Annotated in this window: 14 protein-coding genes; 12 read left to right on the top strand and 2 right to left on the bottom strand. The window is 69.6% G+C overall.

What is annotated here, in order from left to right:
- The first annotated feature begins 11 nt into the window (after nucleotides 1–11).
- The 12 genes from ISO16_RS12210 to ISO16_RS12155 all read left to right on the top strand — a co-directional run bounded on the left by ISO16_RS12210 (nucleotide 12) and on the right by ISO16_RS12155 (nucleotide 13,425).
- Nucleotides 12–713 carry a TetR/AcrR family transcriptional regulator gene (locus ISO16_RS12210; protein WP_230304532.1) on the top strand — a complete coding sequence of 234 codons (702 nt, stop codon included), beginning with the start codon at nucleotides 12–14 and terminating at the stop codon, nucleotides 711–713.
- A gap of 254 nt (nucleotides 714–967) precedes the next feature.
- On the top strand, nucleotides 968–2,257 hold the full coding sequence (locus ISO16_RS12205) for an ATP-grasp domain-containing protein (protein WP_072636150.1): 1,290 nt from the start codon (nucleotides 968–970) through the stop codon (nucleotides 2,255–2,257).
- Nucleotides 2,254–3,102, top strand: coding sequence for a hypothetical protein (locus ISO16_RS12200; protein WP_072636149.1), 849 nt, complete (start codon nucleotides 2,254–2,256; stop codon nucleotides 3,100–3,102). The genes ISO16_RS12205 and ISO16_RS12200 overlap by 4 nt, the downstream gene beginning before the upstream one ends.
- Complete coding sequence (locus tag ISO16_RS12195; protein ID WP_072636148.1) at nucleotides 3,099–4,172, top strand: PLP-dependent cysteine synthase family protein; 1,074 nt, start codon at nucleotides 3,099–3,101, stop codon at nucleotides 4,170–4,172. The genes ISO16_RS12200 and ISO16_RS12195 overlap by 4 nt, the downstream gene beginning before the upstream one ends.
- Nucleotides 4,169–5,197: an enolase C-terminal domain-like protein gene (locus ISO16_RS12190; RefSeq protein WP_072636206.1), complete on the top strand. Its 1,029-nt coding sequence runs from the start codon at nucleotides 4,169–4,171 to the stop codon at nucleotides 5,195–5,197. The genes ISO16_RS12195 and ISO16_RS12190 overlap by 4 nt, the downstream gene beginning before the upstream one ends.
- The gene (locus ISO16_RS12185; protein ID WP_072636147.1) at nucleotides 5,194–6,450 is read left to right on the top strand and encodes an MFS transporter; all 1,257 of its coding nucleotides are present in this window, start codon (nucleotides 5,194–5,196) and stop codon (nucleotides 6,448–6,450) included. The genes ISO16_RS12190 and ISO16_RS12185 overlap by 4 nt, the downstream gene beginning before the upstream one ends.
- On the top strand, nucleotides 6,447–7,271 hold the full coding sequence (locus ISO16_RS12180; protein ID WP_072636146.1) for a class I SAM-dependent methyltransferase: 825 nt from the start codon (nucleotides 6,447–6,449) through the stop codon (nucleotides 7,269–7,271). The genes ISO16_RS12185 and ISO16_RS12180 overlap by 4 nt, the downstream gene beginning before the upstream one ends.
- A 56-nt stretch (nucleotides 7,272–7,327) precedes the next feature.
- On the top strand, nucleotides 7,328–8,896 hold the full coding sequence (locus ISO16_RS12175) for an ABC transporter substrate-binding protein (protein ID WP_072636145.1): 1,569 nt from the start codon (nucleotides 7,328–7,330) through the stop codon (nucleotides 8,894–8,896).
- Entirely contained in the window at nucleotides 8,896–9,843 is a 948-nt protein-coding gene (locus ISO16_RS12170) for an ABC transporter permease (RefSeq protein WP_072636205.1), read from the top strand. The genes ISO16_RS12175 and ISO16_RS12170 overlap by 1 nt, the downstream gene beginning before the upstream one ends.
- The gene (locus ISO16_RS12165; protein ID WP_072636144.1) at nucleotides 9,840–10,676 is read left to right on the top strand and encodes an ABC transporter permease subunit; all 837 of its coding nucleotides are present in this window, start codon (nucleotides 9,840–9,842) and stop codon (nucleotides 10,674–10,676) included. Before ISO16_RS12170 ends, ISO16_RS12165 begins: the two co-directional genes overlap by 4 nt.
- Complete coding sequence (locus ISO16_RS12160; protein ID WP_072636143.1) at nucleotides 10,673–12,112, top strand: ABC transporter ATP-binding protein; 1,440 nt, start codon at nucleotides 10,673–10,675, stop codon at nucleotides 12,110–12,112. The genes ISO16_RS12165 and ISO16_RS12160 overlap by 4 nt, the downstream gene beginning before the upstream one ends.
- A gap of 107 nt (nucleotides 12,113–12,219) precedes the next feature.
- Nucleotides 12,220–13,425 carry an enhanced intracellular survival protein Eis gene (locus ISO16_RS12155; RefSeq protein WP_072636142.1) on the top strand — a complete coding sequence of 402 codons (1,206 nt, stop codon included), beginning with the start codon at nucleotides 12,220–12,222 and terminating at the stop codon, nucleotides 13,423–13,425.
- Nucleotides 13,426–13,842: 417 nt separating this feature from the next.
- Here the strand turns inward: ISO16_RS12155 and ISO16_RS12150 are convergent, their stop codons facing one another.
- Nucleotides 13,843–14,295, bottom strand: a complete 453-nt coding sequence (locus tag ISO16_RS12150) for a hypothetical protein (RefSeq protein WP_072636141.1) — start codon at nucleotides 14,293–14,295, stop codon at nucleotides 13,843–13,845.
- Between the two features lie 19 nt (nucleotides 14,296–14,314).
- Nucleotides 14,315–15,463: a DUF6745 domain-containing protein gene (locus ISO16_RS12145; protein ID WP_072636140.1), complete on the bottom strand. Its 1,149-nt coding sequence runs from the start codon at nucleotides 15,461–15,463 to the stop codon at nucleotides 14,315–14,317.
- Nucleotides 15,464–15,648: the final 185 nt, after the last annotated feature.

The raw sequence follows: 15,648 nt of genomic DNA, 5'->3' as shown, positions 1-15,648 counted from the left end.
ACGTTTGATTCATGAAACAAGTGGAGTATAAACTCGCGGGCATGGGTCGCCACAAGGATGTCGAGCGTCGGCGCGCACTCCTCGAGGGCTGCTGCGCCTACGCCGAGGAGCAGGGGCTGTTCGGTCTCACCCTCCGCCCGCTGGCCGATCGGCTCGAAACGTCGACCCGAAATCTCCTCCACCACTTCGGCAGTCGTGAGAACCTGATCGTCGAGATCGTCGACCGCACCCTGGTGACCCATCTGACCGCGTCGCGGGATCTGCTCCTGCGGATCCGCGATCTCTCGGCCGACGAGTCGTCGCCGTCGGCGGCCGCCGCCCACGTGACCGCCGTGATCTCGCAGGGGCTCGAGATGGCGTGGGCGGAAGCGCACACGCCGGATGGGCGCCGACGAACCGCCATGTTCTTCGAGATCTATGTCGCGGCGACGCGGGATCCCGAGCTGCAGCAGACATTCCTCGTCCCGGTGGTGACGGAATGGGTCGCCCCCATGGCCGCGGCGATCGAGGCCGCGGGCGCGTCACCGGGCGCGGCCCGGTCCGTCGCCTCGCGCATCCTCGCGGCCCATCGAGGTCTTCTCCTCGAGGATCTCGCGCTCGGCTGCAACGTCGCCACCGATGCCGCGCATCGGGACGCCGTCCTGGCGGTCCGTACCGAGATCTCCCGTGCGACTTCCTCGGGCGGGGAAGGGGTCCATGACCCGGCGGAGTGAGCAGCCCGCCAGTCGTTCGTCGCGATCTCGTTCGCACCGCTGTTCCGGGCTTTCCCGGCGTCGCCGGGGTCGCCGGCCGGCCTGGTATCGAGCCCCGGCTCGATCGGCTGACCGGCACGAGCTGCCGGACCTTTCCTGGGCACCTGTTCTCACCAGGCTTGCAATCTTCGACACCCCGGTCTTGCTAACGATAACGATTATCAGTAGCTTCTGTGGCGCTGGGTACTGCGGGAGATGCGAGCGGAAGGCCACGTGTGGCACACCTACTGCTGGTGGAGAGCTGGGTCGGCGCAATGGGAACGTTGCTGCCGAGAGCGATTGCCGACCTGGGAGTCGAGTTCACGTTCCTGACCCGACGGCCGGAGCACTACCCGGACATCCTGCCGGACGGTTCCCCGCATCCGCTGCGTCTCGGTCGCGCGGTAGCGACTGCCGAGACCAACGATCCGGCTGCCGCACTCGAGGCGGCGCGGCGGATCGATGCCGAGGCAAGGATCGACGGCGTCCTCACCAGCTGCGACTACTACCTGCCGACCGCCGCGCGAATTGCCTCCGCACTCGGACTTCCCGGTCCGACACCCGAGGCGATCGAGACCGCCTGCGACAAGGCGCGCACCCGGGCGGTGTTGGATTGCGTCGGTGTCCCGGGGCCGCGGCACACCACCGCGTCGGTCGACGACACGATCCGGCTCCGTACCGCGGCCGAGTCGGTGGGATTCCCCTTGGTGGTCAAACCCACCGATCTGTGTGCGGGAATGTTCGTGCGACGCGCGGACAGTTGGCTGGATGTCGAGTCGGCGGTGCACGCGCTGCGGGGGTTCGAGATCAATGCGCGCGGGCAGCGGCGGAACTCGACGGTGTTGCTCGAGGAGTTCCTCACCGGCCCGGAATTCAGTGTGGAGAGCTGGATTTCGCGCGGCAAGGTCCACACGGTCGGTGTGACCGACAAGAGCCTGGGCGGGGCGTCGGGTTTCGTGGAGACCGGGCACATGTTCCCGGCCGACCTGGCTGAGGGGGACCGCGCGAGAGTGATGGCCGCCGCGGAGGAGGCGATCGATGCGGTGGGTCTCGATCACGGTGTGGTGCACACCGAACTACGCCTGACCGCCGCCGGGCCGCGGATCATCGAGATCAATCCACGGCCGGCCGGCAATCAGATCACCGAGCTGATCCGGCATGTGAGCGGAGTCGACCTGCCGCGGGTGGCGGTCGAGCTTGCACTGGGACGCGAGCCGATCGTCCCGACGGTCCCGGACGAGCACCGTGACGGCGGACGGCCCTCGAGCGCAGCCGTGAGCATGCTGGTGCCGACGAGGGCGGGTGTTGTCACCGGAATCGAGGGAGTGGACACCGTCGCAGCCGATCCGTCGGTGGTTTCGGCGGCGTTCAAGGGGCCCGGTCACCGAACCACGCCGGGAATGGACAACAACAGCTACCTGGGCAGCGTCGTCGTCATCTCGCCGGAGCGGTCCGGCGCCCGCCCGCTGGCGGAGCGCCTGTTGTCGTCGATCTCCGCCACATACGGCGAGGAGCCGGCGTCGTGACCGCCACCTCAGCGATCGGTACCGCGACGAACGGTCGCCTGGCTGCGCTTCTCGAGCGCTACCGCACCGACCCTGCCCGGCGTCCCGCGCACGACGTGGTGGTGTCGGTTGCGTTCACCACGTCACAGGGAGTACGGCACGGCGGGCGCAGTGGCGGCTACCGCAACCAGGTGATCTCGCTGCGGGTCGGGGCTGCGACGGGCTCGTGCGCGGTCGAGCCGGGCTCGGTGGATCCGGAGATCGTGCACGCGTGCGCAGGGGTGGCGGTGGCCGATCTGCTGCACCATGCCGAGATCGCCGTGCAGATCGCCGCACTCGACGCTTACCTGACGCACCAGCGCCCGCACTCGGGTGAGCCCCGCGCAGTGACGGTGCAGCTGGATTCCGGGGATTCGCTGCAGCGCTCGCTGGCCCGGGCGCATCACGTGACCGGGCTGGTCGACGCACCACCCGACGGGCGGGTGCTGGTGATCGGAGTGGTCAACTCGCTGCTCGTCAGCTTGCGCGAGCGCGGGCTGCGGTACGTGCCGTGTGATCTGAAGGGCGGCACCACCGAGTGGGGTGAGCCGATCGTTACCGACTTCGCCGAGCATCTCGACGAGTGTGATGCGGTGCTGGCCAGCGGAATGATGCTGGGCAACGGCTCCGTCGACACCTTGTTCGCGCGGGTGGCAGGGTCCGGCCGGCGGCTTCCGGTCACGATGTTCGCCCAGAGTGGCGCCGCGGTCGCCCGGGAGTTGCTCGGACGCGGCATCGACGCACTCTCCGCCGAGCCGTACCCGTTCTTCTGGCTGACCGGGGACGCCGGCCCGATCTACCTGTACCAGGGGTCGCGTGCACGATGACCGTGATCGATTCGCCGGCGCGGGTGGGGAACAGCCCACTCGTGCGCATCCTCACCCCGGTGCCGAACCCGCATCCGGGCTACTTCGCGAAGATCGAGTCGCTCGGCTTCGGTGGGCTCAAGGCGCGGTCGGCCCTGTCGATGCTGGCCGGTGCCCGGCGACGCGGGGAACTGCGTGACGGCGCGCGGATCGTCGAATCCACCAGCGGCACTTTGGGGGTCGGGCTGGCATACGTGGCACAGCCGCTCGGCCACCCCGTCACCCTGGTGGTGGACTGCGAGCTCGAACCCGCCATGCGCAATCTGCTGTGCGCGCTGGGTGCCACCTTGGAGATCGTGGGCCGTCCGCACCCGGAGGGCGGGTGGCAGCAGGCCAGGCTCGACGTCCTGCACCGGATTCTTGCCGCCGACCCGGATGCGTACTGGCCCAACCAGTACGACAATCCCGACAACGCCGTGGGCTACCACGGGCTCGCCGACGAGATCGTCGCGGGCCTGGCCGCACAGGGTATCGAGCGGGCCGACGTGCTTGTGTGCAGTGTGGGCACCGGCGGCCACAGCAGCGGAGTGGGTCTGCGATTGCGGCAGGTGTGGCCGGACCTGCGGATCATCGGGGTCGATGCGGTGGGGTCGACGATCTTCGGACAGCCTGCCGCCTGCCGGGTCATGCGGGGACTGGGCAGCAGCGTGCATCCGGGCAATGTGCGATACGAGATGTTCGACGAGGTGCACTGGGTCGGCCCGCGCGAGGCCGTGCACGCCTGCCGCAGCCTGGCGCGGGACGGGTTCCACACCGGCGGCTGGTCGACGGGTGCGGTGGCCACGGTGGCCGGGTGGGCGGCCACCCGCTGGCCGGGCCCGGTGGTCACCGTCTTTCCGGACGGCCCCGACCGCTACCTGCGCACCATCTTCGACGACGACTGGTGCGCTCGGCACGGCCTGCTCGCTCCGCCGCGAACACATCCGCACGAGATCGCCGAGTGCGGTGACCCGGCGGAGTGCTGGACGCGGTGCGAATCCGTGCGGGCCCCGCACCCGTCGGCGAGGGACCGGATGGAGACGGCGCGATGAGCCTGACCTGGTCGGTGAGCACCCTCGCCCTGGCCCGGCCGTTCCGGATCAGCCGGGCGGTGATGGCGTCCCGCCAGGCGGTCACGGTCACCGTGACCGATCCCGAAACGGGATCGTGCGGCCGCGGCGAGGTCGTCACCTCCGTGTTCGCGGGCCTGGACGTGCACCACATCGAGACCCAGCTGCGGGCAGTCGCGGCGTACTGCGGTGCCCGAGTGATCCCCGAAACGATTCCGGCACAGGTGCACCCGGCGGTTGCCGGCGCCGTGTGGTCCGCCGTCGCCGACTACCGGGCACGCGTGAACAGGCAGACGGTCGCTGCGCACCTCGGGTTGCCGCTGCCCGCCGAGATCCCGATCTCCCGCACCCTCGGAATCGGTGCGCCCCAGGACATGGCCGCCGAGGCCGCCGAGTTGTCCGGGTGTGGGTTCGCTCTGCTGAAGGTCAAGACCGACGCCGACCCGACCGAATCGGTACGGCGGCTGGCCGCCATCGCCGCTGCCGCTCCAGGCGTGGATCTGATCGTCGACCCGAACGAAGCGTGGACCGCGGCCACCGCCCTGTCGGTGCTCGCCGACAGCGGTGGTCTGCCGATCGTCGCGCTCGAACAACCGCTGCCGGTGCACGACCGCGACGGAATGCGGGAGCTGCGCAGCCGCACCGATCTTCCGCTCGTCGCGGACGAGGCCGTCCACGGCCTGGCGGACCTGGACGAGCTGACCGGCCTCGCGGACGTGGTGAACATCAAACTCGCCAAGTGCGGCGGCATCTACCGCGCCCACGCACTGGCCGCGGCGGCCGGCGCGCGCGGAATGGAGGTGATGCTCGGCTGCCTGGTGTGCAGTTCGCTGGGCATCGCCCCGGCGGCGCAGCTGGCGTCCCTGGCCCGATGGTGCGACCTGGACGGACACCTGCTTCTGGCCCGGGACCCGTGGGTCGGTCTCGGTGGCGAAGACGGCACGCTGCGTCCGAGCGGTCTGCCCGGACTCGGTGTGCACCGCCCCGACGACGAGGAACCGCGATGATCGCCGCACACTCGCCGGTGGGGACATTCGCTCTGCTGCGCAGCTTCCCTCGCTCGGTGCAGCTGCTGGTCCTCAACCAGTACGGCGTCAACACCGGCTTCTACATGCTGGTGCCCTACCTGTCGATGCACCTGACGGGGAACCTGGGTCTGTCCCTGGCGATCACCGGCCTGATCCTCGGGGTGCGCACCCTCAGCCAGCAGGGCTTGTTCCTGATCGGGGGCACCGCTGCCGACCGGCTCGGACCGCATCGGGTGATCATCGCCGGCTGTGCCTTGCGGTCGGTGGGCTTTGCGGTGTTCGCCGTCGGCACCAGCGTGCCGCTGCTGCTTCTCGCCTCCGCCCTGTCGGGATTGGCGGGGGCTCTGTTCAACCCGGCCGTGCGTTCCTATATCGCGGTTGCCGAACCCCGGCGCCGGGCGGAGGCGTTCGCGGTCTTCAACGTCTTCGCGCAGGCGGGGGCGCTGTCCGGACCGTTGATCGGAAGCGCGCTGCTGGCGGTGGACTTCCGTACCGTCGCGGTCGCCGCGGCGGTCGTCTTCGCCGCACTCACCTTGGCGCAGCTGCGGTTTCTGCCCGTACACCCGGTGGACCGCGCCGAGACGACGGTGCTCCGCGGCTGGGGTGCGGTGCTGGCCGACCGTCGATTCGTGCTGTTCACGGTGGCCATGCTCGGGATGTTCGCCCTGCAGACGCAGATGTATCTGGTGTATCCGGTGCTGGCCGGGCGGATCACCGACTGGGATGGAGCTGTTGCGGTGCTGTTCCTGTCCAGCACTGTTTTCGGTCTGCTCACCCAGGTGCGGCTGACCCGGTGGTTCGATCGCCACACCAGTCGGGGCACCGCCGTCACGGCGGGGCTGATGTTGATGGGCGCCGCGTTCGTGGTAGCGCTGCCGGTCCTGTGGGGCGAACCTTCCCACGGCGCGGGACGGATCGCGCTGGCGCTGGCGCCGCTGTTGCTTTCCGCGCTGATCCTCGAAGCGGGAATCCTGATCGCGCAGCCGTTCGTGATGGAACTGATCCCGGCGTACGGGGCGTCGAAGATTTCCGGAACTCTGTTCGGGATGTTCTACCTGGTCTCCGGGGTGGCCGCCGCCGGCGGCAACGCGTTGATCGGGTACGGCCTCGACCTGGGCAACGGGTGGCCAGGAGCGCTGGTGTGCGTCGCCCTCGCGTGGGGTTCGGCCACCGGGATCTGGCTGTTGCACCGCCGTGGCCTGCTCGCCGACCCGACCGGAGCGCGGACATGACCGCAACCACAGAGGCACGGAACCTGTTGACGGACAATCCCGCTCTGTACGAGGCACGGTTTCCCGACCCCGACCACAGTGCCGCCCGGTTCGTCGACGACATTCTCGCGACCTACCTGAACACCGACGATCCGGCGCCGCGGACACAACCGGCGACGGTGCTGGACCTGGGCTGCGGCACCGGCCGCGATCTGGGATATCTGGCCCGGCGGGGATACCGCTGCCTGGGCATCGACCGATCGCCGGCGATGGTGCGGTACGCGCTACAACAGTATCCGGGTGTGAGTGCCGCGGTCGGCGACCTGCGCAGCTTCCACGTCGACGCGAGCGTCGATGCCGTCGTCTGCCTCGACAGTGCCCTGCTGTACTGCCACACCGACGCCGAGCTGGAATCGTGCCTGCAGTGCTGCCGCAGGCACCTGCCTCCCGGCGGGCTGCTGATCGCGGAAATGCGCAACGGCGCCTTCTTCCTAGGCAATACCGAACTCCTCGACGGCCCCACCCGCTGGTCCTTCTCCTGGCACGGTCACACCTGGCGGGCCGAGACCACCCTGTGGATCGACCACGCCGCGCAGCTGCTGCGCCGCCGCCGGCAGTGGCAGATCCCCGAGTCCGACGAGCCCCTCGTCCAAACCTCGGCGTGGCGGCTGCTGTTTCCGCTGGAGCTGACCGGCCACCTGCGACGTACCGGATTCGAGGTGCGGGCACTGTTCGACACGCCCGGACCCCGCACCGAGACCGGCTGGCCGGGGCGTGCAGCCGATCTCGGCGGCACTGCGCTCAGCGGCGACCGGCTGCACGTGATCGCCCAGGCCGTCTGACTTACCTCCACGCTCCATGCCGACCCGTCCGATCCACTGCCCGAGGAGACTTCCCGATGAATCCGATTCCCCTGCCTACGATTCCGCACCTGAGCCGGCGCTCGTTCCTCGGTCTCGGCGCCGCCGCCGGCGCTGTACTGCTCGGCGCATGCAGCACTAGCGGCGAGACCGCCCCCGCGGCCACCATCGCGCCCCGGAACGGCGGCCGACTACGAGCGGTGTTCGCGGGCGGTGGCGCACAGGAGGTGTTGGACCCGCACAAGACCAACCTGTACGCCGACGTCGCCCGCGCGAACGCGCTCTACGACAAGCTCGTCGAGTACGGCGACGACCTCGGCCCGGTACCGCGGCTCGCCACCGCCTGGCATCCGAACGCCGACGCGACCACCTGGACGGTGGAGCTGCGCCCGGCGGTCTTCCACGACGGCCGGCCGGTGCGCGCCGCCGACGTGCTGTACTCCTACCAGCGGATCCTGGACCCGACGAACGCACTGCGCCCGCGGGCCTCTCTCGAGGTGATCGACATCGCGCGCTCCCGAGCTCTCGACGACCACATGATCGAATTCGTCTGCGCCCGCCCGTGCGGGGAACTGGCGAACGTGCTGGCCGCGTTCGGCGCCTACATCATCCCGGAGGGCACCACCGACTTCAGCCGTCCGATCGGCTCCGGGCCGTTCACGTTCGTCTCGTTCGAACCGGGTCGCTCACTCGTCGCCGCGCGATTCCCGGACTACTGGGACGGCGCCCCCCATGTGGACGAACTCGAGATCCTCACCGCTCCGGACGAGACCGCACGAATCAACGCCCTGCTCGGTGGGCAGGTCGACTACGCCGACGACCTCGGTGTCACCTCGGCGCGCACCTACGAAACCGATGCCCGGATGCAGATTCTGCGGTCGCCGCGCAGCGCGATGTCGGCGTTCGCGATGAAGGTGGACCGGCCCCCCTTCGACAACGTGGATCTGCGGCGGGCGATGTTCGCCCTCGTCGATCGCGACGAGCTGGTCGCCACCGTGCTGGGCAGCACCGGTGTGGTCGGCAACGATCTGTTCGGCAAGGACGCCAAGTACTATGCCGCGGACCTGCCGCAGCGCACCCTGGATCTGGACGAGGCCGAGGCCCTGATCCGCAAGGCCGGCGCCCGGAACACCACCGTCGAACTGCAGACCACCGGTGCCACCAACGGATTCGTCGAAGCGGCGAACATCCTCGCCGAACAGGCCGGTCGCGCCGGACTGAAGATCGATGTGAAAGTCACCGAGGGGTCGACCTATTGGACGCGAACCCTCGACGAGGGTGTGTTGTCGAGTTTCCGCTCCGGGGCCATGCCCATCGAAACCCACATCGCGCAGCGGATGCTGTCGACCTCGGCGAAGAACTACACCCAGTGGCGCCGCCCCGAGTTCGACGCATTGTTCGCCACCGCCAGCGAAACCACCGACGAGAACATCCGGGCCCGCGCATACCAGCAGATGCAGTCGCAGCTCCACAGCGAGGGCGGTCTGCTGGTGTGGGGCTTCTCCGACGGCCTGCACGGGATGGCGCCGCACCTGGCGGGGATGGCCGAGAACGCGCCCAGCAACACCCTCGGGTACGCCCGCTTCGACAGGGCCTGGCTTTCGTGATGCTCGCCCGCTACGCCGGTACCCGCCTCACGGTGGGACTGGCCCAGGTGCTGGGCGTACTCGTCGTCGTCTTCTCGATCGCCTCCGCGCTGCCGGGGGACGCTGCGGTGGTGATCGCGGGCGATGACGCAGATCCGAGGCGGATTGCGCAGCTACGCGAGCTCCTCGGGCTGGACCGGCCGCTGTCCGTGCAGTTCGGGGACTGGCTGACCGGTCTCCTCGGCGGCGACCTGGGCACCTCCGTGGTATCCGGTCGCCCCGTCACCGCGATGCTGGGCTCGGCGCTGGCGCCGACGCTGACCCTCGCCGCCCTGGCGTTCGTGGTGCTCGTCCCGCTGGCACTGCTCCTCGGAGTGGTCGCCGCGGTGCGCCGCGGCCACCGGATCGACCGGGCCGTCACCGCCCTGACCGTAGCGTTCTACGCGGCACCGGAATTCGCGTTGGCGATCGTGCTGGTGGCAGTGTTCGCGGTCGGGCTGGGATGGTTCGCGCCCACCGCGGTCGGCGCCGGCGGTCCGTTGCTGATGCAACCGGAGCTGTGGGTGCTGCCCGTACTGGTGCTGGTGATCCGCCCGGTGTGCTCGCTGTCGCGGTTGGTGCGCTCGTCGCTGATCACCACCCTCGACACCGAATACATCCGGCACACCCGTCGCCTCGGTGTGCCCGTGCGCCGGGTGATCTGGCGGCATGCCCTGCCGGGCTCGCTCACCCCGGCGGCACAGCATCTCGCGCGGGTCGCCGATTGGCTGCTCGGCGGGGTCGTGGTCGTCGAGGCGGTGTTCGCGCTCGGCGGTCTCGGGCAGTTGCTGGTCAGCGCAGTCAGCAGCCGCGACATTCCGCTGTTGATGGGATTGGTGACGGTGTTCGCGGTGATCACGGTGACGGTGAACACGGTCGCGGACATCGCGGCGTTCCAGCTCAACCCCACGGCCGGACTGGCATCATGACCGGCTCCACGCTTCTCGAGCGTGCGTGCGGGCGGTCCCGAATGCGCATCGGGGCCGCCCTGACGGCGGTCCCGCTCGCGGTCGCGCTGCTGGGGCCCCTGTTCACCGAACCCGGTGCCCGTGGCCCGGCGTTCACCTACGGGGACCAGTGGCTCCTGGGAACCGATTCCGAGGGGCGCGACCTGCTCACGCAGGTCCTGCTCGGGGGACGTTCGCTGGTGCTGGTGGCCGCGGCGGCCGTAACCCTGACCTACCTGCTCGCCGTGCCGTGGGGGGCAGCTGCCGCGACCGCTCGGATACGGATCGTCGACGAGATGCTGATGCGCCCCCTGGATCTGCTGCTGTCGCTGCCGTCGATCATGGTGCTGCTGCTGGCCGTGGCGCTCACCGCCGCCGACCTGGTCGTTCTCACAGTCACCGTGGCGGTGCTGCTGTTCCCGGATGCGGCGCGTCTGGTGCGAGCGTCGGCGCTGCACGCCGCGCACACCCCGGCCATGGAGGCGCTGCTCCTGCAACACGAAACCTGGTGGCGCCGGCATCTCGGCTACCTGGGACGATCGCTGCTCCCGGTCCTCGCGGCGGACGCAGGGCTGCGATTCGTCGGGGCGATCTACCTGGTCGCCTCGGCCAGCTTCCTGGGGGTGAGCGCGGACTCCGCCGGCACCGACTGGGCCGTGATGATCGACCGCAACCGCGCGGGCCTCGCCCTGGTCCCGTGGGGTGTCGTCCTGCCCGCGGCCCTGATCATCGCCTTGGCGATGGGTGTGAATCTGCTGTTCGACTCCGGTGCTCGCGCGGCAACACGCGAGGTGTCGACGAGGAAGTGGCGATGACCGAGGTAGTCCCGGCGGCCCCGGCCGCCGCTGTGCCCAGCGGCACCATCCGAGTGCGCGGACTGACCGCACGGACACGGGATCGGCTCCTGGTCGAAGGCGTCGACCTGGACATTCCCGCCGGGGTGGTCACCGCGCTCGTCGGGGCTTCCGGAAGCGGCAAGACCACCACCGCGCTGGCATTGATGGGCGAGCACCGCCCGGCGGTCGACGTGAACACGACCGTCCTGGACACGGGCGGGGCACGGTTCGGGTATGTGCCCCAGCATCCTTCCTCGGTGCTGAACCCGGCTCTGCGGATCGGTACTGTGCTCGACGACATCGCTCGTGCCGGCCGACGGCACGGGCATCCGGTGACCGTGGCCGACGCACTCGAACGTGCCGGATTCGCCGATGGTGCGGGCATGCTGCGCCGTTACCCGCATCAGTTGTCGGGCGGACAGCAACAACGACTGGTCATCGCCCAGGCTCTGCTGACCGACCCGACATGCCTGATCCTCGACGAACCCACTACCGGGCAGGACCCGGCTCGTCGGACGGCGGTCCTCGACGAGATCACCCGACTTGCCCGGCAGGGCCTGACGATCGTGCTCGTCACTCACGACCTGGACGCGGTCCGAGCGGTCGCCCAGCGTGTGATCGTCATGGGCGGCGGCCGGGTGCTCGAGACCGGTGACGCCGAGATCCTGCCCGCCGCCGCCCCGCGGATCCCGCAGACACGCGCCGACAGTGGTGAGCGCCGCTCGACCCGGGGCGATGCCCGGTTGTCCCTGGACGCCGTCTCGGCCGGCTACCGCAACAATCCGGTCCTGCATCGGTTTTCACTCTCGCTGCAGCCCGGTGAATGCCTGGCACTTCACGGCCCCTCGGGCTGCGGCAAGACCACCGCGGCCCGGGTCGTCGCCGGCTTGCACCCATCCACGGCCGGGCGCGTACTTCTCGACGGCCATCCGTTGGCCGCATCGGTACGGCGACGGACCCGGCACCAAGCGGCGGCGATCGGGTACGTCTTCCAGGACGCCAAGGCGGCCTTCGACCCGTATCGCACCGTGTGGGATCAGATCCTGCGCGGTCCGACGCGCCTGCGCGGTGCCACCGGCCCGGAAGCGGCCGCGGCGGCCCGCCGCGCTCTCGACCGAGTGGGTCTGGCCGAACGGATCACCCGGCAGCATCCGTCCGCCCTTTCCGGCGGCGAGGCCCAGCGCGCCGCCCTCGCCCGTGCCCTGGCGGTCGAGCCGTCGCTGCTCATCTGCGACGAAGTCACCACGGGACTCGACCCCGGATCCCGGCAGCGGGTGCTCGACATCTTGTCCGATCTGATACGAACACAACGGATATCCCTGCTGGTGATCAGCCACGACGGCGCCGTGGTGGACGCGATCGCCGACCGGGTCGTCGACATGACGCTCCCGGCCACGAACCGGGAACCGCTGTGAGCGCGCCTCGCCGCGTCCGTCACCGAAGAGCCCGACTGTATCCGCACCGAGCCGGAACCGGACAAATCGCTCGCGTTCGGGGGATTCGTTGTGCCAGTCTCTCGGACATGACTGTCGAAGACACGATCGCCGTCCGTACCGCGACCGACGACGACTGGCCGGCCCTGGAGTTGCTCGACTCGGTGGGCTTCGGGTATCACCCCATCGATGCCGATCGGACGTTGCTTCGTCCGATGTTCCGCACGGAGAACATCGTGGTGGCGACCGAGCGGGAGGTACCGATCGGTCTGGCGCTGTATCTGGACCTGGAGATCACCGTGCCCGGCGGGTACCAGGTCCCGGCCTGTGGTGTCAGCTGGGTTTCGGTCGCGCCGACGCACCGCCGCCGCGGCGTGCTGCGGGCGATGTTCACCGAACTGCACCGCCGGATGGAGGCGACCGGGGCGCCGCTGGCCGCCCTGACCGCCAGTGACGCCGGCATCTACGGGCGCTTCGGGTACGGGCCGGCCACCGTCGCCACCGAGGTCACCGTCGACCGGCGCTTCGCCCGCTTCCGCGACGACGTCCCCGATCCCGGCGGGGTGGCCCTCGCCGACGCTGCGACGGCGGCCGGCCGGTTGCCGGAACTCTACGACCGGTGGCGGCTGCGCACGCCGGGAGCGCAGGCCCGTCCGCAGGCCGAGTGGGATTACACCTTTGCCGATCCCGAGGAGCGCCGCGAGGGCGCCTCGGCGCTGTTCTTCCTGGTTCATCCCGACGGGTACGCCACCTTCCGTCGCAAGGGACCCGACGCCGAGCCGGTCGCGGTGGTCGAGGAGTTGATCGCGGTCACCCACGACGCCCACGCCGCGCTGTGGCGCACCCTGTGCGGACTGGACCTGACCCACCGCATCGAAGCCGTCCAGCATCCCGACGACCCGCTGCGCCTGCTGCTGACCGACTACCGCCTGCCACGCACCACCGCCCGGTTCGACGAGTTGTGGCTGCGGATCATGGACGTGCCGGCCGCGTTGACCGCCCGCGACTATGCCGCCGATCTGGACACGGTGCTGGCGGTCCGTGACCCGTTCCGCAGCGCCGGGGGCACCTTCGCACTGACGGTCCGCAACGGCCGGGCCCGGTGTGGCCGCACCGACGCGGCGCCGGCGATCACGCTGGACCTGGACGCGCTGGCCGCGTTGTATCTCGGCGCGCACAAGGCCCGCACATTTGCTGCCGCCGGCCGGGTGGAGGCGCGCAGCGCCGGTGACATCGACGACCTGGACCGCGCATTCGACGTCGCCCGCCCCGCAATGTTGGGCTGGCACTTCTGAATCGAGCGCTGACCTGTGTCTTATCGGCACAGTGCGGGGCTCTCATGATCTGGTCGGATTTCTCGAGTTGTGACCTTCAGCAGTCGGCGGGCCGGGAGGGCGCCGCTCAGACACCCGAGTGAGGGGTCAGGGCTCGGCCGGGGGCACGACCTGCTGACCCGGGTGTAGGCGTGCCTGCAGCTCGATCCCGCCGCCGGTCGGTGCAGGCGGCAGCGCACCGTCCACACCACCAGCACCCACAGTGCCGCCCGGGGCGTGCCGAGCCTGGAGCCGACGACGTCGACGGTGGCTGTCGATGCCACGGTCAGCCACACCAGCACGATCACCGAGGTTACCGCCGCGAGCCCGCCACACCTCCGGACTGCGCGGACCGGCGACGCGTCAGCTCGGCGACGTCGATTCGACGACGTGTTCAGGTCAATCGGCGACCAGTCGCGCCGACCCGTAGCGTCCTGCGCCGTGCTCTCGTTGTCGACGGATCACGTAGCAGCCCGGAGCGATACCCGTCGCCCCGTGCTCGGGGTGAAGAAGATACGCCGTCCCGGTGGTCTCGACGATGCCCAGAGCGAGACCCATGGTGTCCCGGACGGGCGTCGTCCACGTGCAGGTGCCCTCGTCGGCGACGAGGGAATGCGGGTTGCCGCCGGCGGCGCTCCGCAGCAATTCCACTCCCGATCGTGGCACCCGGATGGAGCGCGCCCACGATGTGCGTTCGACGGCGGCACCGACCACCGGGTGGGGGATGACGATCAGATCACCTTGAGCCTGGAGACCACCGGTCACCGGGACGGTGACCTCCCGGTCCAGGTGGTCGAGGACGTCCAGCCCGCTGAGGGCCGTGAGGTCGGACAGTGTGAGTTCGGAATGCATGGGATCACCTTGGTGGGGTTCAGGTTCGGCGAACGAGTTGTGCATAGTCGGTACCGCTGATGCCATAGGTCCAGCCCGCGGCGTCCAGAGCGGAGGGAACCCATTCGGGGACGTGAAGGCCGTACCGGCGCCGTTGCCCGTCGCGTTCGACGGAACCGTTGACGACGAGCAGGATCCGGCCGGGGCGACCCCAACCGGTCGGTGATGCATAGAGTCCGAGCGTGCATCCCGGGTTTCCCGGATCGTCTGCATGGTCCACGAGTGCGAGCGCGGCCATGTCGATGTACCTGTCCCAGCCGATTCGCTCGACAGCGCATCGGCGGACCTCGACATTGCGCTCGTCGTTGATCCGCTCGACGGTGGGATCGAGGACGACCCAATCGGGAACGACGGTGCCATGTTGCACGAAAACATGGCTGCCGTCCGAGAATTCGAGCGCCGGACGATCGGGGTGGTGTAAGCGGCGTTCGTTGTGGACGCCCTCGGGTGTGGGTTCGGTGTGCACGGCGGTGGGCCGTTCGGCCATGACGCAGACTCCGTCGAACGCCCACCACCACCCGGTGGCGCGGACCAGTGCGGCCTGAAGATCGAGAAGGTCGCCGTCGCGCGACTCGAAGCTCGCGAGGCCGAAGCGTCGGACAGTGTCGTAGTACGCGACCCGATGTGCCTCCTGTTGCCCGTACCAGGTGACGCCGGGAGTCGGGCGCGGCCACAGTGTGCGTATCGCCGTCGCGACACCGACGTACAGAGAGGTCCGCAACGAATCCCACACGGCCGCACGAAGGAGCGGGTCCGGCCGGTGCCGCCGAAGTATGCGCGCGTCCATCCGGTCACGGGACGCGGACCAGAGTGCGGCGATCCCTGCCGAAGGGTGTGCAGGCTTTCCGAAGCGCAGCGGGGGGACCGATAAGCCTTCGTCGGCAATCAACTGCAGTGCCGCTGGGGGAGAGGGTACCCAGACGAACTCCGGTTCCTCGAACCCCGCTCGTCGGTAGAGCCCTGCGACGGCGGATTCCGCGGAGGGCCGGTCGGAAGGTCCCGTACACAGTCCTTGCGCAAGCCAATGGTCGCGCCGGACGGACACCGCGGCGGCAATCGCGTGAGGATCGGTGATTCTGGTGGACAGGGTGCGGTGTGGAACCGCTGATGAGATCGGCACGGCGCTCACCGGATGGTGGCGGTGGCCGCCTTTCCTGTAGTCATGGTTATCGAGGATGGCACGGGAAGGCTCTGGGCGCAAGCAATTGTCCCCGCCCAGGCATTCGGACGTGGACGAAGACCGGCGCCTACTTCATCGGCCGATCGTGACCGTCATCGATCGTCGTACGGGACTGCTGCAGAAGGGCATTCTCG

This window comes from Rhodococcus sp. M8 (assembly GCF_015654185.1).
GTDB lineage: Bacteria > Actinomycetota > Actinomycetes > Mycobacteriales > Mycobacteriaceae > Rhodococcus > Rhodococcus aetherivorans.
Note: the sequence above shows the minus strand (reverse complement) of the source record. Positions and strands in the feature narration are given on the sequence as shown.